Origin of the sequence: Pseudomonas sp. IPO3774, assembly GCF_013386835.1 — a bacterium.
GTDB lineage: Bacteria > Pseudomonadota > Gammaproteobacteria > Pseudomonadales > Pseudomonadaceae > Aquipseudomonas.
On sequence record NZ_JACAQY010000011.1, the window covers coordinates 55,885 to 76,024 of the forward strand.

The 20,140-nt window shown below is 62.2% G+C and carries 22 protein-coding genes; 12 read left to right on the forward strand and 10 right to left on the reverse strand.

The window, feature by feature from the left end; all coding sequences use genetic code 11:
• Positions 1-47 precede the first annotated feature (47 nt).
• On the forward strand, positions 48-2,489 hold the full coding sequence (locus tag HYE77_RS05500) for a TonB-dependent receptor (protein ID WP_177067505.1): 2,442 nt from the start codon (positions 48-50) through the stop codon (positions 2,487-2,489).
• A 187-nt stretch (positions 2,490-2,676) separates the two neighbouring features.
• On the opposite strand, the gene HYE77_RS05505 is transcribed toward HYE77_RS05500, so the two are convergent.
• Positions 2,677-3,735, reverse strand: a complete 1,059-nt coding sequence (locus HYE77_RS05505) for a HoxN/HupN/NixA family nickel/cobalt transporter (protein WP_177068528.1) — start codon at positions 3,733-3,735, stop codon at positions 2,677-2,679.
• Between the two features lie 127 nt (positions 3,736-3,862).
• On the opposite strand from HYE77_RS05505, the gene HYE77_RS05510 reads away from it, so the two are divergent.
• The gene (locus tag HYE77_RS05510) at positions 3,863-4,387 is read left to right on the forward strand and encodes a DUF924 family protein (protein ID WP_177008699.1); all 525 of its coding nucleotides are present in this window, start codon (positions 3,863-3,865) and stop codon (positions 4,385-4,387) included.
• Here HYE77_RS05510 and HYE77_RS05515 read toward each other — a convergent pair.
• Complete coding sequence (locus HYE77_RS05515) at positions 4,384-5,814, reverse strand: hypothetical protein (RefSeq protein ID WP_177068529.1); 1,431 nt, start codon at positions 5,812-5,814, stop codon at positions 4,384-4,386. The two genes, HYE77_RS05510 and HYE77_RS05515, sit on opposite strands and share 4 nt — an antisense overlap.
• A gap of 171 nt (positions 5,815-5,985) precedes the next feature.
• On the opposite strand from HYE77_RS05515, the gene yfcF reads away from it, so the two are divergent.
• Together yfcF and HYE77_RS05525 are read left to right on the forward strand one after the other, a co-directional pair.
• Positions 5,986-6,618: a glutathione transferase gene (yfcF, locus tag HYE77_RS05520; RefSeq protein WP_003210206.1), complete on the forward strand. Its 633-nt coding sequence runs from the start codon at positions 5,986-5,988 to the stop codon at positions 6,616-6,618.
• Between the two features lie 34 nt (positions 6,619-6,652).
• Entirely contained in the window at positions 6,653-7,384 is a 732-nt protein-coding gene (locus HYE77_RS05525) for a GntR family transcriptional regulator (protein ID WP_003210205.1), read from the forward strand.
• 15 nt (positions 7,385-7,399) lie between these two features.
• Here the strand turns inward: HYE77_RS05525 and HYE77_RS05530 are convergent, their stop codons facing one another.
• Positions 7,400-7,663 (reverse strand): hypothetical protein, encoded by a 264-nt coding sequence (locus HYE77_RS05530; protein WP_008435390.1) that lies wholly within the window; start codon positions 7,661-7,663, stop codon positions 7,400-7,402.
• A 143-nt stretch (positions 7,664-7,806) separates the two neighbouring features.
• Here HYE77_RS05530 and HYE77_RS05535 point away from each other — a divergent pair, with 143 nt between their 5' ends.
• Both HYE77_RS05535 and HYE77_RS05540 read left to right on the forward strand, forming a co-directional pair.
• Positions 7,807-8,445 carry an ATPase gene (locus tag HYE77_RS05535; protein ID WP_087692442.1) on the forward strand — a complete coding sequence of 213 codons (639 nt, stop codon included), beginning with the start codon at positions 7,807-7,809 and terminating at the stop codon, positions 8,443-8,445.
• Positions 8,446-8,474: 29 nt separating this feature from the next.
• Positions 8,475-8,816 carry a hypothetical protein gene (locus tag HYE77_RS05540; RefSeq protein ID WP_003210199.1) on the forward strand — a complete coding sequence of 114 codons (342 nt, stop codon included), beginning with the start codon at positions 8,475-8,477 and terminating at the stop codon, positions 8,814-8,816.
• A 151-nt stretch (positions 8,817-8,967) separates the two neighbouring features.
• Here HYE77_RS05540 and HYE77_RS05545 read toward each other — a convergent pair whose 3' ends face one another.
• Positions 8,968-9,717 carry a creatininase family protein gene (locus HYE77_RS05545; RefSeq protein WP_008435386.1) on the reverse strand — a complete coding sequence of 250 codons (750 nt, stop codon included), beginning with the start codon at positions 9,715-9,717 and terminating at the stop codon, positions 8,968-8,970.
• A gap of 86 nt (positions 9,718-9,803) precedes the next feature.
• Positions 9,804-10,517 (reverse strand): murein L,D-transpeptidase catalytic domain family protein, encoded by a 714-nt coding sequence (locus HYE77_RS05550; RefSeq protein ID WP_023658766.1) that lies wholly within the window; start codon positions 10,515-10,517, stop codon positions 9,804-9,806.
• 37 nt (positions 10,518-10,554) lie between these two features.
• Between HYE77_RS05550 and HYE77_RS05555 the strand changes: the two genes are divergently transcribed.
• Positions 10,555-12,117, forward strand: a complete 1,563-nt coding sequence (locus HYE77_RS05555; protein ID WP_177068530.1) for a murein L,D-transpeptidase — start codon at positions 10,555-10,557, stop codon at positions 12,115-12,117.
• On the opposite strand, the gene HYE77_RS05560 is transcribed toward HYE77_RS05555, so the two are convergent.
• Positions 12,114-12,614: an AAA family ATPase gene (locus tag HYE77_RS05560; protein WP_177068531.1), complete on the reverse strand. Its 501-nt coding sequence runs from the start codon at positions 12,612-12,614 to the stop codon at positions 12,114-12,116. The genes HYE77_RS05555 and HYE77_RS05560 overlap by 4 nt on opposite strands.
• Before the next feature lie 45 nt (positions 12,615-12,659).
• Positions 12,660-13,718, reverse strand: a complete 1,059-nt coding sequence (locus HYE77_RS05565; RefSeq protein ID WP_008435376.1) for an alginate lyase family protein — start codon at positions 13,716-13,718, stop codon at positions 12,660-12,662.
• 130 nt (positions 13,719-13,848) lie between these two features.
• Between HYE77_RS05565 and dapF the strand changes: the two genes are divergently transcribed.
• Entirely contained in the window at positions 13,849-14,682 is an 834-nt protein-coding gene (gene dapF / locus HYE77_RS05570) for a diaminopimelate epimerase (protein WP_177068532.1), read from the forward strand.
• Here the strand turns inward: dapF and HYE77_RS05575 are convergent.
• Positions 14,651-15,826, reverse strand: a complete 1,176-nt coding sequence (locus tag HYE77_RS05575) for a PAS domain-containing sensor histidine kinase (RefSeq protein ID WP_177068533.1) — start codon at positions 15,824-15,826, stop codon at positions 14,651-14,653. The genes dapF and HYE77_RS05575 overlap by 32 nt on opposite strands.
• A complete protein-coding gene (locus HYE77_RS05580) occupies positions 15,813-16,631 on the reverse strand; it encodes an alpha/beta fold hydrolase (protein ID WP_177068534.1) in 819 nt (272 codons plus the stop codon). The genes HYE77_RS05575 and HYE77_RS05580 overlap by 14 nt, the downstream gene beginning before the upstream one ends.
• 127 nt (positions 16,632-16,758) lie before the next feature.
• Between HYE77_RS05580 and HYE77_RS05585 the strand changes: the two genes are divergently transcribed.
• Entirely contained in the window at positions 16,759-17,964 is a 1,206-nt protein-coding gene (locus tag HYE77_RS05585; RefSeq protein ID WP_177068535.1) for a YgcG family protein, read from the forward strand.
• A gap of 14 nt (positions 17,965-17,978) precedes the next feature.
• Here the strand turns inward: HYE77_RS05585 and HYE77_RS05590 are convergent, their stop codons facing one another.
• Positions 17,979-18,659, reverse strand: coding sequence for a class I SAM-dependent methyltransferase (locus tag HYE77_RS05590; RefSeq protein WP_177068536.1), 681 nt, complete (start codon positions 18,657-18,659; stop codon positions 17,979-17,981).
• A gap of 132 nt (positions 18,660-18,791) precedes the next feature.
• Between HYE77_RS05590 and HYE77_RS05595 the strand changes: the two genes are divergently transcribed.
• The 3 genes from HYE77_RS05595 (at position 18,792) to HYE77_RS05605 (ending at position 20,133) form a co-directional block, all read left to right on the forward strand.
• Positions 18,792-19,307 (forward strand): GNAT family N-acetyltransferase, encoded by a 516-nt coding sequence (locus HYE77_RS05595; protein ID WP_256347117.1) that lies wholly within the window; start codon positions 18,792-18,794, stop codon positions 19,305-19,307.
• Positions 19,308-19,382: 75 nt separating this feature from the next.
• The gene (locus HYE77_RS05600) at positions 19,383-19,928 is read left to right on the forward strand and encodes a hypothetical protein (RefSeq protein ID WP_017475120.1); all 546 of its coding nucleotides are present in this window, start codon (positions 19,383-19,385) and stop codon (positions 19,926-19,928) included.
• Complete coding sequence (locus HYE77_RS05605; protein ID WP_087692434.1) at positions 19,921-20,133, forward strand: hypothetical protein; 213 nt, start codon at positions 19,921-19,923, stop codon at positions 20,131-20,133. The genes HYE77_RS05600 and HYE77_RS05605 overlap by 8 nt, the downstream gene beginning before the upstream one ends.
• The last annotated feature ends 7 nt before the right edge of the window (positions 20,134-20,140 follow it).

Genomic DNA, 20,140 nt, shown 5'->3' on the forward strand with positions numbered 1-20,140 from the left:
GTGTAGGGGAGAACCCTCAACATTGCTCCGCGCCGACAGGAATGCCCATGACCGCCAGACCGCTCCCGTACTGCCCCCGTCCGTTGAAGGCTCTGAGCCTGGCGGTCGCCCTTGCCGCCGTCGCACCGCTGCAGAACGCCCAGGCAGAAGATGCTGCGCCAAGCAGTGCGGCGCGCAGCTATAACATCGCGGCGGGGCCGCTGGGGAATGTGCTGGCGCAGTTTGCGGCGTTGTCCGGGGTGCCGTTGTCGTTCGATTCCACGTTGCTCAACGATCAACAAAGCCCGGGGCTGCAAGGCAGCTACAGCGCACAATCGGGTTTTGCCCAGTTGCTGCAAGGCAGCGGCTACACCCTGCAAGGCACCGGCACCAACGGTTATACCGTGGTGCCCCAGGCCAGCGGCGGTGCGTTGGAGTTGGGCGCCACCACCATCAGCGGTGAAGCGAGCGGGGCGCAGGCAGACACGTATGCCGGTGGCCAGGTGGCACGTTCTGCACGCCTCGGCGTGTTGGGCAATCGGTCCATCAACGACGTGCCATTCAGCGTGGTCAGCTACACCTCGAAAACCATCGCCGACCAACAAGCGCGAACCGTCGGCGACGTTTTGCTCAACGACGCGTCGGTGCGCCAGTCGTCCGGGTTTGGCAACTTCTCCCAGGTGTTCACCATTCGCGGGCTGCCGCTGAGCACCGATGACATCGCATTCAACGGCCTGTACGGCGTGCTGCCCCGGCAGATCATCACTACCGAAGCCCTGGAACGGGTGGAGTTGTTCAAGGGCCCGAATGCCTTCGTCAACGGCGTGTCGCCCTCGGGCAGCGGGATCGGCGGCAGCGTCAACCTGGTGCCCAAGCGCGCTGAAGACACGCCCACCCGCAGCGTCACCCTCGATTACGCCAGCGACAGCCAGGCCGGCGGCCACATCGACCTCGGCCAACGCTTTGGCGAAGACAACCGCTTTGGCGCCCGGGTCAACCTGGCGCGGCACGGCGGCGAAACCGCTGTGGATGACGAAAACAAAAGCTCGCAGTTGATCGCCGTCGCCCTGGATTATCGCGGCGAGCGCTTGCGGGTCTCCACCGACTTTGGCTACCAGAAAGAACGCATCAATAACGGCCGCTCGGTGGTCTACCTGACCGGCACCAAAGTGCCCAGCCCGCCGTCGGCCAAGAACAACTACGCCCAGGACTGGAGCTGGTCGCAGCTGGAAGACACCTACGGCATGGTCAACGCCGAATATGACTTGAACGATAACTGGACGGTCTACGCGGCAGGTGGCGCCAAGCACACTCGGGAGAACGGCCAGTATTCGTCGCTGTATGTCGCCAACGATGGCAGCGCCAAGGTGGGCTTCCTCTATTCACCCCATGACGAAGACAACAAAAGCGCCATGGCCGGCTTGAACGGGCACTTTGCGACGGGGCCGGTGACCCATCAGATGAACTTCGGGCTGTCGGGGATCTGGGGCGAGCAGCGCTCGTCCTACGAGGCGATCCTGCAAGCCAACCGCCAGCCCGGCAACCTGTACGACCCGACGCAAACGCCGCGACCTACCAACACCTATTTCGGCAGTGATATTCACGACCCGCGGGTTGTCGGCAAGAACCGCATCAAGAGTGCGGCGGTGTCCGACACCCTGGGCTTTTTGGATGATCGGGTGCTGTTGACCCTGGGCGTGCGGCGCCAGACCATCGAGGTGGACAGTTGGAACACGGCCACGGGGGCACGGGGTACACCGTACTCCGAGTCCATCACCACACCGGTCTATGGGCTGGTAATCAAGCCATGGGAGCACGTGTCGTTCTACGCCAACCGTATCGAAGGCCTGGCCCAGGGCCCGACGGCGCCACTCACGAACGTGACCAACCCCGGCGAAGTCTTCCCGCCCAAGCGCAGCAAGCAGACGGAAGCCGGGGTGAAGCTGGACTGGGAAAACTATGGCGCCACGCTGGGTGTGTACCGCATCGAACAGCCGAACAACGCGACCACCCGGTTCCCGGGCCAGAAGTTCGACACCTTCACTGTCGACGGTGAACAGATCAACAAAGGCGTGGAACTCAACGTGTTCGGCGAGCCCATCGACGGCCTGCGCCTGCTGGCCGGTGCCACCTGGATGGACACCGAACAGAAGAGCACTTCCAACGGCGCCACCGACGGCAACCGCGCCGCGGGTGTGCCGCGCTTCCAGTACAACATCGGTGCGGATTGGGATGTGCCGGGCATCCAGGGTGCGGCGGTCAGCGCACGGATGCTGCGCACCGGTGGCGAATACGTCAACGCCGCCAACAGCCTGAGTATCCCGGCCTGGACCCGCGTCGACCTGGGGGCGCGTTATGGCTTCAAAGCGGATGACAAATACATCACCCTGCGCGCCAACGTCGAAAACGTAGCGAACAAGGCGTACTGGTCGTCGGCGTCGACGGCCAATAACTACCTGACCCAGGGTGAGCCGCGGACAGTGAAATTGTCGGCGACGGTGGATTTCTGAGCCTGGGAAAACCTATCGGGTGAATGAACAACCCGTGGCGAGGGAGCTTGCTCCCGCTGGGCTGCGAAGGAGCCCCAAAAAAAGGACACGGTGTTCTTTCAGGTGGCTCTCGATTGCCTTATTGGGGCCGCTTCGCGACCCAGCGGGAGCAAGCTCCCTCGCCACAACAAGGCTGAATGTCCCTCGGTCAACCCGCATTCACCTCAATCCGGTCAAAGCCCTTGAGGCGATACAGCATCACCGAGATCGCCCAACTGGCCACGAAGATCCCGATGATCATGTAGCCCAGCATCCCGAAACTGTCGTTCAGCGAGCCGATAAAACTCCAGAACGATCCCTTCAGGTCCAACTGGTCACCCATCAACCCCAACGCCTCGATACTGCCGATCACCACCGCAACCACCACCGATACCAGGGTGATGGTCATGTTGTAGTAGATCTTGCGGATCGGCTTCATGTACGCCCAGCCGTATGCCCCCAGCATCAGGTGGCCGTCCAGAGTGTCCACCAGGGACATGCCGGCGCTGAAAAGCAGCGGGAACACCATGATCGCCCACGGCGACAGCCCTTGAGAGGCCTGGGTCGCAGAAATCCCCAACAGGCCGATCTCCGTGGCCGTATCAAAGCCCAGGCCGAACAGGAAACCCAACGGGTACATGTGCCAGCTGCGGCTGATCAGGCGAAACACCGGGCGGAAAATCCGCGCCATGAAACCCCGGTCCGCCAGCAGCAGGTCGAAGTCGTCCTCCACATACGCACCGCCCTGGCGCACATGGCGCCAGGCCTTGTAGATCGCGTGCAGGATCACCAGGTTCATCAAGGCGATGACCAACAGGAACGAGGCCGAGACCGACGTGCCGATCACCCCGCCGATGGCCTTGAACCCTTCAAACCGCGCCTGCATCATCGAGGCCGCAAACGCGACGCCAATGGATGCCAGGACCACCACCGAAGAATGTCCCAGGGAGAAAAAGAAGCCCACCGCCACCGGACGTTTCTTTTCCTGCATCAGCTTGCGGGTCACGTTGTCGATGGCGGCGATATGGTCGGCATCCACCGCATGCCGCAGCCCGAAACCGTAGGCCAGCAGCGCGGTGCCGAGCAGCACCGGGTGCTCATGGAACGCCACCAGCGCCCAGATCCAGGCGACCACGTTAATGCCGATCAACAACCCGTAGATGCCAAACAGCTTGGCGCGAACCTGGGTGCTGGAGTCACTGAAAATCTGGGCAAGGCGTAGGATCATCAACACTACCTGTGTGCGGTGGAAACATTCAGACACGTTCCGAAACTTTATAGATTTTGTTTAGAGTGATGATGAAATTTGTGGAGTGAGTGAGGAGAGGATTGTGACGACGATCGAAAATGCAGCAATGGCGGTTATTCAGTTCTGGAAACAGGCGGGGCCCAAGCTCTGGTTTGCCAAGGATGAAGGGTTTGACCGGCGTTTTCGCGAGGCTTTCTACACCACGCATTTGCAGGCGGCCCGGCGCGAACTGGAGAGCTGGATGCAAACGCCGGAAGGCGCGCTGGCGTTGCTGTTACTGCTGGACCAGTTCCCGCGCAATACCTTCCGTGGCACGGCGCATATGTTCGCCACCGACCCGCTGGCGCGTTTGTACGCGCGGCAGATGGTCGAGGCGGGGATGGACAAGTCGATCGAAACCCCGTTGCGGGCGTTTTGTTATTTGCCCTTCGAGCATTCTGAAGATCCCGGGGATCAACAGCTGTCGGTGGCCCTGAACAAGGACCTTGATGCCAATACCTACCGCTGGGCCAAGGAGCACGCCCGCATCATCGAGCGGTTCGGACGCTTTCCTCATCGTAATGAGGTGTTGGCCAGGGTCACGACAGAGGAGGAGCGGGCGTTCCTGGAGGACGGTGGCTTTTCGGGCTAGGCCTCGGGTTCAGCCACTAAGTCTCTGACGCCCGCCTGGCGAAAACGCCGCACCCCCTTGAGATCAATCGCCCAGCGCAACGCTTCAGTCGCCGACGGACGTTCGCCTTGGGTAATCGCCGCGTCATCGGTGGTCAGTTTATTCAGGTAGCCCTTGGCGCCGCCGCGTTCGCTCCAGTAATGGGTGTGGCTGAGCCAGGAGCTGGCGAGCCAGCCTTTCCATTTGCCCACGCTGACCGGCAGGTCCAGTACGCCGGGGCCCATCACCGGGCTGACCGGGCCGCCGACGATGTCGCCAAACAGGCCCAGGGGCGCGGGGAAGTAGAGGTTGGTCCAACGGGTCACGGCGAAGGCCGCGGCATGGTGCAAGTACAGGGGTGAAAATGGGCGACCGCCCACGGTGACGGGCAGCCGGCCGCTGTAGCCGTAGCCCTTATCGTCGAGCGTCGGCGGGCAGGCGGGGGCTTCGCGGCGTTCGATACGGCGCTGGAAGTCGCTCACGCTGCGGCCCAGCAACAGGCTGGCGTGGGCCATCGGGCTGCCGAGGGTGACGAGGTCAGTGATGCGCCACGGGTTGCCGAGGTTGCGTTGTTCGATAAAGGCTTCGGCTTGCTGTTCGCGGAACCTGAGGAGGCTTTGCAGGCGGCCGTCGAGGGCGTTTCCAGCCTTTGGCAGCGTGTCCTGGACCACCGGTTGCAGTCGCTCGTGGTTGGCGTAGCGGGCGGCGAGTTCCGGGCCGCCGGGGCGTAACTGATCGTGATGCTCGTGCCACAGGTAGCCGACGATGTCGTAGGCAATCACGCTGCCCAAACTGTGGCCGACGACGATGATGCGGTCGTAATCACCCTTGTCATGCAGGGCGCGCAGCAGGTCGACGCCATCGGCGCGGATCTGTTCGCGCACCACCACGTTCTGCGGGTTGGGGCTCAGGTAGCGGGCGGCATCGCCAAGGTATGACAGTGCCGAGTACTTCAAGGCCAGGCCGATCACCGCCAGCAGCACCGGGATCAGGGCGAAGGGGTTGTCGCTGTGGGGGAATCGGCCATACAGCGTCGCCAGGGTTCCGCTGACCAGCAGCACGAGCAGGGCCAGCAAGGCCCAGCGCGTGGCGCGCCAGATCGGCACGATGGCCGTCGGGATATCCCGGCGCGGGCGCTTGAAAATGTCCCATAGCCAACTGAGCAGGTGCCCGACCTTGGTGCCCTGCATCTTGTGGGCCCAGTAGTACTCGTAGAAATCGGTGGTGTTGCGACCCGCCGACTTCAACACGCGCAAATCGAAGTTGCGCGAAAACCGGTCGGGTTTGCTCCAGTAGAAAGGCGTCGCCTCGGGGGTGTCCGCCGGGATCGCCGCTTCGACGAAGCCACGCAGGGTATCCATCGGGCGCTGCTCGCCGATTCCGTGGATGACGATAACCGCTTGTTTCATCTAGTGATCGTTCCTTGATCCGCTTTTCGGGGCGTTACGGGTGGGGTTCAAGGGGCCATAGTATTGCCATTATCGATGGTATTCCAGCCAGGAATGCCCCCATAAAAACCGCGCATTTCATTTGCGCGGCGCGATCTCGTAGTGTGGTGCTCCCACCAAGGAGATGTCGCCGTGAACCATCGCCCGCTGAGCCTGTACGTTGACGCCCATTTCACCAGTCCCTACGCGATGTCGGCGTTTGTGACCCTGCGGGAAAAGGGCCTTGAATTTGAACTGCTCACGTTGAACCTCGACACGGCCGAGAACCAGACTGACGCGTACACGCACTTGTCGCTGACGGGGCGCGTGCCGACCCTGGTGCAGGGTGAGTTTGCGCTGTCCGAGTCATCGGCGATTACCGAGTACCTGGAGGATGTGTTCCCGCAGGTGCCGGTGTACCCGGCCGAACCCCGCCAGCGGGCGAGGGCGCGGCAGGTGCAGGCGTGGTTGCGCAGTGACTTGATGCCGATTCGGCAGGAACGTTCGACCCTGGTGGTGTTTTACGGGCTCAAGGGCGAACCGCTGTCGCCGGTTGCTGAAGCAGCGGCCCACACGCTGATCAACGCGGCGCAGGCGCTGTTGGCCGACGGTCGCGACTACCTGTTCGGCGCGTGGTCGATTGCCGACGTGGACCTGGCCGTGATGCTCAACCGGCTGATCCTCAACGGTGACACCGTACCCGCCAACCTGGTGGCGTACGCCCAGCGCCAATGGCAACGGCCTTCGGTCCAGGAATGGGTCAAGCAGGCACGACCGTCGCTGTAGTCACACTCCTCAATTACAAAGTGAATCCTGGTCCATGAATATACTGTCGAGTGACTCCCGCCTGCCGTTGTACCAGCGTTTTCGGGATCATCTGATTGAGCAGATTGCCAATAATCACTGGCGTGCCGGTGCGGCTATTCCCCCTGAAGCGGTGTTGTCCACCCAGTACCAGCTGTCTACCGGCACCGTGCGTAAAGCGATCGAGGCGTTGGTGGGCGAGGGCATTCTGGAGCGCCAGCAGGGCCGTGGTACGTTTGTGCGCCGCCCGAAGTTTCAGTCGTCGTTGTTCCGGTGTTTCCGCTTCCAGGGCCCGGGCGGTGAATGCCAGCTGCCGCAGAGCCGGATCCTGTCGGTCAAGCCGGTGAAGGCGCCGTTGTCGGTGAGCGAGGTGCTGGGGCTGGCAGCGGATGCGCCGGTAATCTGCATCGTGCGGGTACACGTGCTGGACACCGGGCCAGTGCTGGCCGAGGAAATCTGGCTGCCGCGCGAGCGGTTCCAGGCGCTGCTGGACGTGGATCTGACCCGGCAGGGATTGCTGTTGTACCCCACTTACGAAGAAGTCTGCGGGCAAGTAGTCGCTTCTGCCGAGGAAGCCCTGACTGCCGAGTCCATCGATGACGTGTGGGCCCGCTGGTTGCAGGTGCCGGTGGGCAGCCCGGTGATGGTGATCGAGCGGCTGGCCCGGGATTACGCCGGCCAACCCCTGGAGTTGCGACGCGGCCGTGGCCACGCCGAACATTTCCGTTATCGCGTGGATATACGCTGAGCTTGAGGCGCGGTGCTATTCGGCTTTGAGCAGCACCAGCCAGCTTTGCACCACCCGGCGGTCAAGGTCTTCCCAGTCGGCCATGCCCAGCACCCGGGTGGTGTTCAAGCCGCGCAAGTAGCCACGCAATTGCTGGGCAATCGCGTAGACCACTTCCGGTTCGGCGGCGTTGTCCAGCAGCACTTCCTCATAGTCGACCAGGTAATCGGCAACCCGCTCGCGAAACTCCGGAAGCACAGCTTCACGGATGCGATCGAAGGTTTTCTGGTGGGGTTTCATAGGCGTTCCTTATCATTTTGTGTGAGGCGGCCTGCACGACACTATTGCTCTAGATAATAGTCACCATCAAGTATTGCGAGTTCTGTTTTTCTGAAAAAGGAGGACAATTGCCATCATTGAACATGATGTGCAAGGACCCTGCGATGAGGACTTTTACCGGTTTGGCCCTGGTGGCGCTGCTGATGAGCACAATGGTTGGCTCTGCGTCGGCCGGGGGGCTTCAAGCCAGCCACCTGGCGCCAATCGTCGCCAGCCCGGTCGGGTTGCAGCATTCGCAATCGGTCGGCGTGCTCTACAGCGACAACACCCTCGACAACCTTGAGTACCTGGCGCGCTACCACGCCATGGCGGTCAATGGTGCCAAGGGCCAGCTGGACGAGCAGATTCGCCAGGCTTTCGTCGACAGTTCCGACCCGGACCTGGCGATTGACTGGCTGATGGCTTCGTTGCGGCACACCTTTGCCTCGGTCACCCGTTACGACAACCTTGATGCGCTGTTGCAGGCGCACCCGGATGTGGTGGTGATGCTCGATACCTACAACCAATTGCTGACCCAGCGTAACGACCTGGTGGAAGCGCGGTTTGTTGCCAAGTTCTATGACCTTGACCTGCAATACATCGCCAAAGCCGAGGGTTCGATGCAAATGCACTTGCCTAATGTGTGGGTACATGACAAAACGGCGCCCCAGATCGCTGCACAGATTGGGCAGCAGCGCGACGTTCAGTTGAACGCATTAAAGCAGTTCGATGCCTCGCTCAAGGCGTTGGTCGCTGCCGGTTAGCCCACTTCGTTTATTTTTCAGGAATTTTTATGCGCGTGTTGTTAGTGCCAGCGATGGCTTCTGCTTCTTTATTGATGACGGGCTGTGCATCCGCCCCCAATGCCCCAACCCTTACCCTGCAAACCGCCAAGGACCCTGAAGCCTACGTGCAGTGCGTGGTGCCCAAGTTCGAGAAAAACGGCATGACCTCCACGGTCACGCAGAATTCGCGGCATGCCCGGATCGTGGTGAGCAGCAAGATCGCCGCGGACAACATCCTCGAAGTCTACAAGTCCCAGGACGGCGGCAAGGTGTTCCTGTACGAGCGCAAGCCGTTGGCATCGACGTTCAAGCCGTCGCGGTTCGAGCATGCGGCGCAGGATTGCCTGTAATCGACTGGGGCCAGTCTGTGGGAGCTGTCGAGCCCCAGCGAGGCTGCGATAGCATCACTGCGGTCTGACAGTGACACCGAGGTGATCCCATCGCAGCCTCGCTAAGGCTCGACAGCTCCCACAGTTGGTCTTCATTGTCTGAGCGAATGATTCAGCTCGGCTTTGGCTCGCTGCTGAACGTCTCGACCGCTTTCACCAACCCCTTGGCCGCCAACGCCACCAACTCACCGCCTTTTTGCGGGGTGGCCAGCGCCGGGTCTGAACCCATGCGCCCATCCGGGAATCGCGCGCGGAAGTCGCGGGCTTCGCGGATCGGGCCGGTGTTGGCGATTTGCGGCGAGTAGTCAGCCGACTTGATCGCGTCCGGGTAGGCCCATTGGGTCACGGCGATCTCCGACGGCGTGGCATGGCTGCCATGGCCCACCGGGAACTGCTGGTGCGCCAGCTCGTTCACGCCTTCCAGGTCCCACCAGTTGCACAGTTTCAGCGCATAACCCGACGGGCGCCCGCTGAAGCTGGCTTCGGCATACAGCTCGGAGAACGCCGCTTCGATCGAGGCAATATTGCCGCCGTGGCCATTGAGAAACAGGATCTTCTCGAAACCATGGCCTGCCAACGAGCGTACCCAATCACCAATCGCCGCGATAAAGGTCGAAGGGCGCAGGGAAATGGTGCCCGGGAAGCCCAGGTGATGCTGGGCCATGCCGATGTTGAAGGTCGGGCCGATCAGGATGTCGGCGTTCTTCTGCGCTTCATGGGCAATGATTTCCGGGCACATCCAGTCGGTGCCCAACAGGCCGGTGGGGCCGTGTTGTTCGTTGGAGCCGATGGGAATCACGATGCTGCGGCTGCGTTCCAGAAACTGGCCAATCTCGATCCAGGTGGATTGATGTAAAAGCATCTCAGGTTCTCTCTCTCATCAAGCCCAGGAACACGGTGGAGTTCCTGGTGGCGTGAGCCGCATGGTGCACGGCAACAGCGAGAGCATCAACCGCCTTTGACCGTACCGGCACTCGCCATCTGGCGCGGCTTGCAGTTGAGGTAAGCCGAGGACTTCAGCCAGCGCTGGTCGGGGTACCAGGAAAACATGAACTGGCCGTCCTTGAGTTTGTCCACCACCTGGCGCGCTACCTGCGGGCGTACGGCGGGGCAGCCCTGGCTGCGGCCGATACGGCCTTCGCGCTTGCTCCACAACGGGCTTACATAGTCGGCGGCATGGATCACGATGGCGCGGTCCCGTGCACGGTCATTGAAACCCGGCTCCAGGCCGTCCATGCGCAGCGAGTAGCCGTGGGCGCCTTCGTAGCTCTCCTGGGTGCGGAACAAGCCAATGCTGGACTGGTAACTGCCTTCACGGTTGGAGAACTGGGTGGCGAAGTTTTCCCCGGATTTTTGTCCGTGGGCCACCAAATCCCGCAGCACTAATGTCTTCTTGCGCAGGTCGAAGATCCATAGGCGACGAGCGGTCGAAGGTTGGGAATAGTCGATCACCGCCAGCCGGTCGGACTGTTCGATGCCATTGCCCACCGCGCATTGCATGGCGCTCAAGGCTCTTTTCAGTACATCGGGGTTGAGTTCTGGAGCGGCGTGGGCGAGGCTGCTATACAGAGTAAGAGGTTTACCCGTGTCTGCGAGCGCAACGGTGCTCAGCGAGGCAAAGGTCGAGATGATCAGGCCGAGTCGGCAGCAAAAGGTCAGCATGTATAAAGCATCTCCGCCGTGGATGGGAGCTAAGCGATTGTTCAAAAAACACGCATGTTACTTGAGCATTTGCCTGCTCGTTGCACCGCTGGTCGCGACAGCCGAAGACCTGTTGGTGGTGTCGCCGGCCCCGGTGCAATTGGCGCTCTCGCAATTGTCGACCGTTTGCCCAGGCCCGGCCGGGCAGGTCGATGCGCCTTCCTTGGCGCGTTTGCAGGCGTTTTATCAGCAGCAGGGCGACGTGGTGCTGTGGTCCGAGGGGGATCGCCGCGCCGCATTGCTAGCCCAACTGCAGTTGCTGGCCGACGATGGCCTGGACCCGACTCACTATAGACTGCCCCCGGCGGATGCCACGGGGAACGTGCTGTGCATCGATATCGGTACCAGCCAGCAGTACCTGCAAGCCCTGCAGGACCTGCATTTCGGCCGCTTGCAGCAGTCGCGCTTCGAGCCCGTCTGGCATTCGCAACCGGCCCCGGACCCCGACACCCAATTGCTGGCCATGGCCGAGGCCGGCATGCAGAACGTCGCCCAAGCCTTCGACCAGGCCCGCCCGAGCGCGCCGCTATACCTTGGCCTGCGCAGTGCCTACGCCGCCTTGCGCCAGCAACCGTTGCAGCATTGGCAAGCCGTGGCCAGCGGCCCGCTGTTGCGCCCCGGCATGGACGATTCGCGAGTGCCGCAACTGGCGCGGCGCATGGTCAATGGCGGCTACCTGAGCGCCACCTCCGCGGGGACGCAATACCGTGGCGAGTTGGTCAACGCGGTCAAGACCTTCCAGCAAAGCCATTCCCTGCAAGCCGACGGCGTGATCGGCCCCGGCACGGTCACCGAGCTGAACATCAGCCCGGCGATTCGCCGCGAACAATTGCGCATCAACCTTGAACGGTTTCGCTGGCTGTCCCGGGACCTGGAACCCGAGGGCGTGCTGGTGAACGTGGCAGCGGCGCAACTGAGCTTCTACCAGGGCGGCGTGCCCGTGTGGCAAACCCGCCTGCAAGTCGGCCGCGCCGACCGCCAGACGCCGCTGCTGAAGTCGCGCATCACCCGGCTGACCCTGAACCCCACCTGGACCATCCCGCCCACCATCATGCGCGAGGACAAGCTGCCGGCGATCCGCCTGAACCCCGAATACCTGCGCCAGCAGAACCTGCAAGTGCTCGACAGCCAGGGCAACCCGCTGGCACCGGAACAGGTCGACTGGTCGCACCCCGGCAACATCCTGCTGCGCCAGGGCGCCGGCCCGCGCAACCCGCTGGGCCGGATCGTGCTGCGCTTTCCCAACCCGTATTCGGTGTACCTGCACGACACGCCGAGCCAGCCGCTGTTCTCCAAGGGCCCGCGGGCCTTCAGTTCGGGATGTGTGAGGGTTGAGCAGCCGCTGCTGTTGCGCGACTTCCTGGTGAGCCCGGCGGAGAAGATCCGCACCGAAGAATTGCTGGCGACGGAAACCACCCACGAGTTCCGGCTCGCGACGCCGGTACCCGTGTTGTTGGGGTACTGGACGGTGCAGGTCGATGGCAAGGGCGCGTTGCTCTACGCGCCGGACATTTACGGGCGCGACCCGGTGTTGATGAAAGCGATGGAGAGTGCGCTCTAGGCGCTTAGCTGAGCGTTGATCATCGTCAGCGCCTCATGGGGAGGCAAGCGCGCCGTATCGACGGTCAATGGCGACTCGGCCCATGGCTCATATTCATGGGCCAGGACGGACTGCCAGGTGGGCGGCGTGAGCCCCGGAATATCGCTGGTGCGTGATTCCACGCGGCGTTGGTGTTCGTGTGGGTCGGAGCACACCACCTGGATATTCACCAGCGGCATACCGGCGCTTAGCGCAGTGTCGCGCCACGCCTGACGACTTTCAGCCACCGGGTTAACGCAATCGACGACAACCGTGCGGCCCAGCAACAGGTTGCTCAACGCCAGCGCATTGGCCACCTGGTAACCGCTGCTGCCCACACCTTGCTCCAGAACCCCTGCATCGCGGATGGCCTGCTCGATGGTGTCGATGCGCAGATACACGGCGCCGGATTGGCCGGCAAGGGCCTTGGCAATCGTGGTCTTCCCAGTGCCGGGCAGGCCGCTGAACACAATAAGCATGGTCGATCCTTCGAAGGGGTGAGTCGGCTCAGTCTACCGGGCGACTCACTTCAAATAACAGGCGCTGATCCAGTCCGAAGGCTTGGGCGCGAGTTGTTCGGCCACTGGCAGATACCGGGCGTCCAACTGCGCCGCCAGCCAGTACAGCGTATTGCTGCTTTTCGGGTTCCATTCGCCGCTGTAGCCAGGCTCACCTACGCGGGCCCGGTCCCGGTCGAACTGCACGTGGGTATGCACGAACTCTTCGTGGCTGCGCTGGCCTTTGGCATACGGCGCCAGCCAGTCCAGTGCTTCGCTCAGCGAGCCACCGTGGGGCGCGGTGACGTCCAGCCAGTTGCCGCCAATGCCGTAGGGCTTGGCCGCCAGCGCCGCCTGCACCAGCGGCTCCAGGTCGTAGACCACATAGTGCAGGGCGTCACGGTCCTGGAAGTCGCTCACCGAGCCGTCGGGCAGTACGTTGTCGTTGATCTGTTGCCGGAACAGCTGGAAGGCCTGTTCGAGCATCTCGCGGTCGCCCAGTGCGGCGGCGGCCACCGTGACCAGTTTTACGCGGTGGCTCTGCCAGTTATTGGTGTTGGTGGCTTTCTTTTCGCCGTGGAACTGCTTGATGCGCTCGATATAGCCATTGCCCAGGTTGGTCAGCAGCGCGCGGGTGGCATCGCGGGTCTGGGGGCGAAGGTCGCTGGCGGTGAGGGCGTAGGCGCTGATCAGCATGTCGAGGTTGGTTTCGTCGATCGGGTTGAAGTCCGGCTGGTAGGTGCTGGCCCACGCGCTCAGGTAGTCATCCACTTGCTTGAGGTAGCGCGTGTCACGGCTCAGGCGCCAGGCCAGGGCCGCCTGGCGCATGACTGGCCAATCCTTCTCGGCGGCGATGCTTTGCTCGCGGATGCCGTGGTTCGGCAGGGTACCTTCGGTGTGCAGATGGGGCAGGGCGTCGGGCTGGTCGCCGAGGTGGCGCTGGGCAGCCGCCAGCAGCGATTTGGAGGTCGGATTCGAGGTGGCGGGCTGGCAGGCACTCAGGACCTGGGGCGCGGCAAAGGCGGCGTTGGCGAACGCGGCGAGCAGCGCGGCGAGGGCCACGGTGTGCAGAGGGCGTTGGAGCATGCTGTTCCTCAGGGATGGATTGACCCGGGCGGGGCAAAGTCACGCTACCATGCCCGTGATGGGAATTTGATGAAATACCCGCCAGCCCTCTATCCTTGCAGGCCTTGCCCGGTCGAGAACAGGACGCCCCATGACTTTGCAGTTCGTGAAGATGCACGCCCACGGTGATGATTTCATCGTGATCGACCGGCGCGGCCAGGATGACCCGATCACCGCTGAAATCGCCCGCCGCCTGGGTGACCGTCATCGCGGCATCGGCTTCAATCAATTGGCCGTGGTGCTCGACTGCACTGACGCGGCCGCCCGTATCACATTCTGGAACCCCAACGGCACCCCGCTCGACACCTGCGGCAGCGCCACCCGCGGGGTTGCAGACATGCTGATGCGCGAAGCCGGCACTGCCACCCTCGTGCTGCGAACCAACCGGGGGCTGCTGACGTGCGTGCGCGAATCGGGACAGCGGGTGTCGGTGGACATGGGGCTGCCTTCATTGGGCTGGGAAAAAATTCCGCTGGCGCAGGCGATGGACACCGAACGCTTGCCGCTGGAGGGCGACCCGGCGGCGTGCAGCATGGGCAACCCGCATTGCACCTTCTTTGTCGACGACCTGGCGGCGGTCGATATCGCGACGCTTGGGCCGTCGTTGGAAACCCACCCGCTGTTCCCCAACAACACCAACGTGCATTTCGTGCAAGTGCTGGATCGCAGCCATATCCGCCTGCGCATCTGGGAGCGGGGCGGCGGCATCCCGCAAGGCTCGGGCTCGTGCTGTTGTGGCGCGGTGGTCAACGGGATTCGTCGAGGGCTGCTGGATGACACCGTCGACGTGCAATGCGATGGCGGTACCCTGACAGTGCAGTGGGACGGGCACGGCGGCGTGGTGTTGACGGGGGCTGTCCAAACCGTTGTTCACGGCACTGTGGCTGCCGCGCTCATGGGTGGCGCAATGGAAAGTGCACACTGAAGGTAGTGCCCCGGTCCGGGTTTGAGCTCACCGAAACACCTCCATCATGGGCCTTGGCGATTTCCCGCACGATAAACAGCCCCAGGCCAACGCTACGCACCTCACTGTCCTGCTCCGTGCCTCGGGTCATGGGCTCAAACAAGCCAGCCATCAACGCTTCGGGAATCGCCGGCCCCTGGTTATGCACCGAGAGCCGGCTCTCTTGTGCGTCCTGGTGCGAGGTGACGGTAATCGGCTGTTGCAGGTCGCCGTACGCCACGCTGTTGGCCACCAGGTTGCCGATGATTTGTTGTATGCGGTCGGCATCCAGGAACGTGCGGGCGCTGCCCGTGGCGTGATGTTCGAGGGTCGCCGTGGGGAACGCCACTTGCAACTCGTCGAGACTGTCACGGGTGACGGCGTGCAGGTCGAGTGCTACGGGATTGATGCTGATGCCCTGGCCGACTCTGGCCTGGGTGAAGTCCAGCAAGTCGGCGATCATCCGCTGCGCCCGTTCGGTGGACAGGCCGATATGCCCCAGGAGTTGGCGCTCCTTGGGGCTGCGCTCGCCACGGGCGAGGAACTCCGAGGCCATCTTGATCGCGGTAAGCGGGTTCTTCAGGTCATGGCTGACAATCGCGACCATCTGCTCGGCAAACAGCGCCCGGCGCTGGGCGATTTCATAGGCGCTGCTCAGTTCGGCCTGGGCCTGATGCAGCGCGACTTCAGCGGCGGTCTTTTCCTGCAGCAAGGCTTCAGCCAGTTTGCGGGCGTTGAGCAGTTCGCGCTCGTACTTGTCGCGGTCGGTGGTGCCGAAAAGGGCCAGTTCGTTGTAGGCAATACCGGCATGTTCGTGCCTGACGCCGTTGAGCAATACCGTGACGGTGCGCCGGTCACGGTGCAGCAGGTCGAGTTTCACTTCGGCGATGGAGCCTTGCATTTTCATCAGCGGCGCCAGGTGCGTCTGATGGAAGATCCGCCCGCCCATCGTCAGCAGGTCCTGGAACCGTCGTTCCTTCAACTCCTCGACGCTGAAGCCGGTCCAGTCGCTGAAGCACTGGTTGGCCTGCACGATGGTGCCGTCTTCCCGGGTCACCACCAAGGCGCAGGGCGCGCCGTCGAACAAACGTTGAGCATCCGGCAACGACAGGTTATCGGCTGGCATCGGCACCTACCCATGGCAACAGGAAACTGTCCATGGCCACTGAGCAGGCCCCAGGTGCACTCATGTGCGGGCAATGCCCCACGTTATCGACCAGGCAATACGTGCTGGCGGGCAACTCCGCGTGCAGGTATTCACCCACGCAGACCGGTGCGATCAAGTCGTCGGTGGATTGCAGAATCAGGGTGGGGGTCATCAGGCCGGCGATGTCCTGGCGGTTGTCCGACAGGAACGTCACCCGTGCGAAGCGCTTGGCGATGTCGGGCTCGGTGCGGCAGAAACTGTTGGTCAGTTCTTCGCCGAGGGCCGGTTGCCCGGGTGCGCCCATGATTACCGGGGCCATGGTGCTGGACCAGCCGAGGTAATTGCTGTCGAGGGTATCGAGCAATGAATGGATATCATCGAGGGTGAACCCGCCCGTGTAGTCGCCGGAATCGATATAGCACGGCGAAGGACCGATCATCACATGGGCGGCGATTGTTCCGGGCGCCTGGCGATCGGCCAGGGCGCCGATCATCGCGCTGACGGAGTGCCCCACCAGCACCACCGGGCCCACGGCGTATTCATCAACAATCTCGCCCAAGTCATGGGCGTAGCCGGCGAGTGAGCTGTATTTTTCGCTGTCGTACGCGCCCAGGTCGGACTGGCCAGCCCCCACCAGGTCATACAGCACCACACGGAAACGCCCGGTGAAATGAGGAAACAGATAATTCCACATGGTTTGATCACACCCGAAGCCATGGGAGAAAACCAGGGTCGAGGGACCGCTGCCATACACCCTGACGTTGTTGCGCTGCTGAAGGTCCATGGCGTTCTCGTGTAGGGCGTGTGTGGGGGTGGCGTAAGTCTAGATAGTCGGTGGCGTCGGGTCACCTGTTTATAGCGTCGATAGGGTAAAGTCGGCCGATTCAGGATGAAACTTCAGGTAACAAAACATGATGGTGTTCCTACGGCAATGTGTCTTGGGCTTGCTGCTGATCGTTTCCGGCTCGCAAGTGTGGGCCGATACCGTTCCCCCGGCGCCGGTCACGGTTGCGCTGGACCAGCGCGTGATCGACCTGACCCAAACCCTCGACGCTGCCACTCAATCGCGTATGACCACGCAACTCGCCGGTCTGGAACAACGCAAGGGCGCACAGGTGGCAGTGATGCTGCTGCCGAGCACCCAGGGCGTTGGCATCGAGGACTTCGCCAACCAACTGTTCCGTGCCTGGAAGCTGGGGCGCAAGGACGTCAACGACGGCATCCTGCTGCTGGTGGCGAAAGACGATCGCAAGGTTCGGATCGAAGTCGGTTACGGCCTGGAGGGCGTGGTCACCGACCTGCTGGCCCACCGCATCATCGAGGAACACATCACCCCGGCGTTTCGCCAGGGCGATTACGCAGGCGGCGTGCAGCAGGCGGTGGACGACCTGACACTGTTGGTGGACGGGGGCAATTTGCCCGAGGTGGCCAAGGCCGGTTTCCCGCCTGAAGCGTATGCGGTACTCCTGGCATTCATGTTTGGCGGGGTGGTCGGGGTATTGATGGGGGCCGAAAAACTCCCTTGGCGCCGGGCCCTGATGGCGGTGGTCGGTGTCACCGTGGTGCTGGTCGCGGTTGCGGGCGGCAAGGACTGGCCGGTCTATTTGCTGTTGCTGCCCCTGTGCATGCTGATCGGTGGCGCTACTTTCGGCGCGTTGTGGCAGGCGAGGGCGGCGTTTTACACCGTGCTGGTGCTGTTGGGCTATATCGCCGGCGTGCTGCTGACCGATAACTTCGTGCGCGAGATATCCCTTATTCACTGGCTGGCTTATCCATTCGCAGGGTTGCTGGTCCTGGGCCTGTATCTCGGCCTGTTCCTGGTGATGAAGAGCATGTGGCAAGAGAGCCAGGTGGGCTTTATCGCGCGGCTGTTGGCGGTGCTGGTGTTGTACGGGGTCGCTGGGGCATTGATTGACAAGGGCGCCACGGGATGGCTGTTGGCGTTCCCATTCGCTTCGTTCGCGGCGCTGTTCATCTTTGCCCACGGTATCAGCGGCGGGTCGGGGTCGGGGTCGGGTGGGGGCTCCAGCTCCTCCGGTTCGAGTTCCAGTTCCAGCAGCAGCTCATCGGGTGGTGGTGGTTCCAGTGGTGGGGGTGGGGCGTCGGGGAGTTGGTAAGCCTCCCCCGGAAGCTAGGCGGGCTTGTAGGCAATCCAGCCCTTGAAGCTGAAGCCCGCGTAGAACAGTTCCACACCTTCGAAGCCTGCCTCCCGTAGCAGCGCTTCATCGTCGTTGGGTGACAGCACCGGCAAGTGGCTGCTGATGGCGGTAATCGCCCGCTGCGCATCTTCAGCCGGTACGCCGGAATCCACCGCATAGGCCGCATAACGCTTCAGCCAGCGCGCTTTTTCCTCTGGCGAGGATTGGGGGAAGCTGTGATGCGCCGCAATCAAAGGCGCGCCCGGCGACAAGCCCCGCCACAGCTCTTTCAGGGTTTGCAGACGCTCTTCGGCCGGGATGAAGTGCAAGGTCAGCAAGGACGTGGCGGCATCGAACGGCCCCTCGGGCGCGGTATCGATATAGCCTTCATGCAACTGCACCCGGGCCATCAGCGGACCCAAGGTGGCCTCGGCCAGCTTCAGCATCTCGGCAGACGGGTCCACCCCCACAAACTGCCACTCGGGCTGGCTGTCGGCAAACTTCTTCAACTCCAGGCCGCCGCCTGCACCGAGTACCAATACCTTGCCGGTGGCTGGGACGCTTTCGCGCAGCAGCAGCGTGCTCATGCGCTGCAAGGACTCGAAACCCGGCACCAGCCTCACCGGGCCTTCGGCGTAGCGGGCGACAGCGTCGGGATCTGAAAACCAGGTCATTGCTGGCTCCTGTTGGCGGGGGAAGCGACAACCCTACTGGGGCAAATTCAGGCTGGCAATTGAAGAGATGTGCAGTTGTGTTAAAACGTTGCCTTTGCTGATTTTGAGAGTACCCCTCGAATGCTTCCCGACATGCTTATCCGCGATGCACGGCCTGAAGACGCGTTATGCGTTGGTGTGCTGGGCATGCAGGTTTTTCTCGATACTTACGCCACCGAAGGCATTCGCGACTCAATCGCCGCCGAGGCGCTGCAAGCGTTTTCGCCCCAGACGATTTCCGCGCTGATCGCCCAGCCGGGCACGGCCATCATCGTCGCTGAATCCAACGGGCATCTGGTGGGGTTTGCCCAGGTGGCGATGGACACCGGCCATGCGCTGATCTCAACCCCGAAACCGGCGGAGTTGCAGCGGCTCTACATCCAGGAACGGTTTACCGGGCTCGGACTCGGCTACCGTTTGCTGCAAGCGGCTGAACAGCGCGCAGGGCAGGGTGGCGCTTCTTTGTTGTGGGCGACGGTGTGGGTCGGCAACGAGCGGGCGCTGGGTTTTTACCCGCGTCGTGGTTATGAGCTACTGGGGGCGCCTACGTATACGTTCCAGAATGAAACCCATGAAAATCGGCTGTTTGGTAAAAGACTTCAGTCTTAACGCGTGAGCAATTGCACTTAAGAAAATCGAAATAATGTCGATATGATGTCATCGCTCACAAGGACCGTTTATCCGATGAAAGTGTTAAAGCTCGCCGTTGCCTGTGTATTCCCGCTGCTCGGCGCCTGTTCCGACTACCACTACAAGAACTACCAAGGCGATTGGGCCCCGGAAAAAATGCAACCGGTCGACCTCTCCGACAACCACCCGAATGCAGCGCTGGTGTACTTCGAAACGTTCCGGGTACGTGAACTGGGCGTGCCGTTTCACCGCTTGGTGTTGGCCACGGAAGTAGACGGCGTTGCGCTCCCGGGCGCCGGTCGACGTTCAATCCTTGATGTGTCCGGTGAACAGGCGCTCAAGTTGGCTCCGGGCAAGCATTCATTGCGCTGGTGCAACGTGTCGATGAACGCCTTGGGCACCGGCGGCGCCTTCTGCAACAAAGGCGCCGATGATGTGGTGTTTGCCGGGGGCCAGCGGTATGTCGTGACCTTCCGCATGACCGCCAGCACCAAGGGCTACCCGGGTGCCTACAGCGTGGAGTACCGCACGTACTCGACGATCAAGAACCTGGATACTCAGGAAGTCATTTTTCCGTTGGAAGGACAGGGTGATGGCTGAGCGCCTCGCACTGGAGAAGTTGGCTTATCTGGAGTTCCTGCGCCTTCTTGAGGCGAGTCATTTTGAATCGCAGCGCACCGGCCAAGCGTTCTACAACCACTTCGACTTGCACCGGCTTTCGGATCAACAAGCGCTAGCTGGGTTGTATGCGGCGGATGGGCGTCAGGCGATAAAGCTGATTGAGCGTATGTTCGACATCGAGTGAAGTAAGT

Excerpts from the sequence above, each read along its gene's own strand:
- HYE77_RS05605 (WP_087692434.1), top strand. The coding sequence starts at position 19,921 with ATGGCTGAGCGCCTCGCACTGGAGAAGTTGGCTTATCTGGAGTTCCTG.
- HYE77_RS05515 (WP_177068529.1), bottom strand. The coding sequence starts at position 5,814 with ATGAAACAAGCGGTTATCGTCATCCACGGAATCGGCGAGCAGCGCCCG.
- HYE77_RS05510 (WP_177008699.1), top strand. The coding sequence starts at position 3,863 with ATGGCGGTTATTCAGTTCTGGAAACAGGCGGGGCCCAAGCTCTGGTTT.
- HYE77_RS05565 (WP_008435376.1), bottom strand. The coding sequence starts at position 13,718 with ATGCTCCAACGCCCTCTGCACACCGTGGCCCTCGCCGCGCTGCTCGCC.
- HYE77_RS05580 (WP_177068534.1), bottom strand. The coding sequence starts at position 16,631 with ATGGACCTTCAGCAGCGCAACAACGTCAGGGTGTATGGCAGCGGTCCC.
- HYE77_RS05600 (WP_017475120.1), top strand. The coding sequence starts at position 19,383 with ATGAAAGTGTTAAAGCTCGCCGTTGCCTGTGTATTCCCGCTGCTCGGC.
- HYE77_RS05500 (WP_177067505.1), top strand. The coding sequence starts at position 48 with ATGACCGCCAGACCGCTCCCGTACTGCCCCCGTCCGTTGAAGGCTCTG.
- HYE77_RS05530 (WP_008435390.1), bottom strand. The coding sequence starts at position 7,663 with ATGAAACCCCACCAGAAAACCTTCGATCGCATCCGTGAAGCTGTGCTT.
- dapF (WP_177068532.1), top strand. The coding sequence starts at position 13,849 with ATGACTTTGCAGTTCGTGAAGATGCACGCCCACGGTGATGATTTCATC.
- HYE77_RS05505 (WP_177068528.1), bottom strand. The coding sequence starts at position 3,735 with ATGATCCTACGCCTTGCCCAGATTTTCAGTGACTCCAGCACCCAGGTT.
- HYE77_RS05575 (WP_177068533.1), bottom strand. The coding sequence starts at position 15,826 with ATGCCAGCCGATAACCTGTCGTTGCCGGATGCTCAACGTTTGTTCGAC.
- HYE77_RS05540 (WP_003210199.1), top strand. The coding sequence starts at position 8,475 with ATGCGCGTGTTGTTAGTGCCAGCGATGGCTTCTGCTTCTTTATTGATG.
- HYE77_RS05560 (WP_177068531.1), bottom strand. The coding sequence starts at position 12,614 with ATGCTTATTGTGTTCAGCGGCCTGCCCGGCACTGGGAAGACCACGATT.
- HYE77_RS05590 (WP_177068536.1), bottom strand. The coding sequence starts at position 18,659 with ATGACCTGGTTTTCAGATCCCGACGCTGTCGCCCGCTACGCCGAAGGC.
- HYE77_RS05595 (WP_256347117.1), top strand. The coding sequence starts at position 18,792 with ATGCTTATCCGCGATGCACGGCCTGAAGACGCGTTATGCGTTGGTGTG.
- HYE77_RS05525 (WP_003210205.1), top strand. The coding sequence starts at position 6,653 with ATGAATATACTGTCGAGTGACTCCCGCCTGCCGTTGTACCAGCGTTTT.
- HYE77_RS05535 (WP_087692442.1), top strand. The coding sequence starts at position 7,807 with ATGAGGACTTTTACCGGTTTGGCCCTGGTGGCGCTGCTGATGAGCACA.
- HYE77_RS05545 (WP_008435386.1), bottom strand. The coding sequence starts at position 9,717 with ATGCTTTTACATCAATCCACCTGGATCGAGATTGGCCAGTTTCTGGAA.
- HYE77_RS05550 (WP_023658766.1), bottom strand. The coding sequence starts at position 10,517 with ATGCTGACCTTTTGCTGCCGACTCGGCCTGATCATCTCGACCTTTGCC.
- HYE77_RS05585 (WP_177068535.1), top strand. The coding sequence starts at position 16,759 with ATGATGGTGTTCCTACGGCAATGTGTCTTGGGCTTGCTGCTGATCGTT.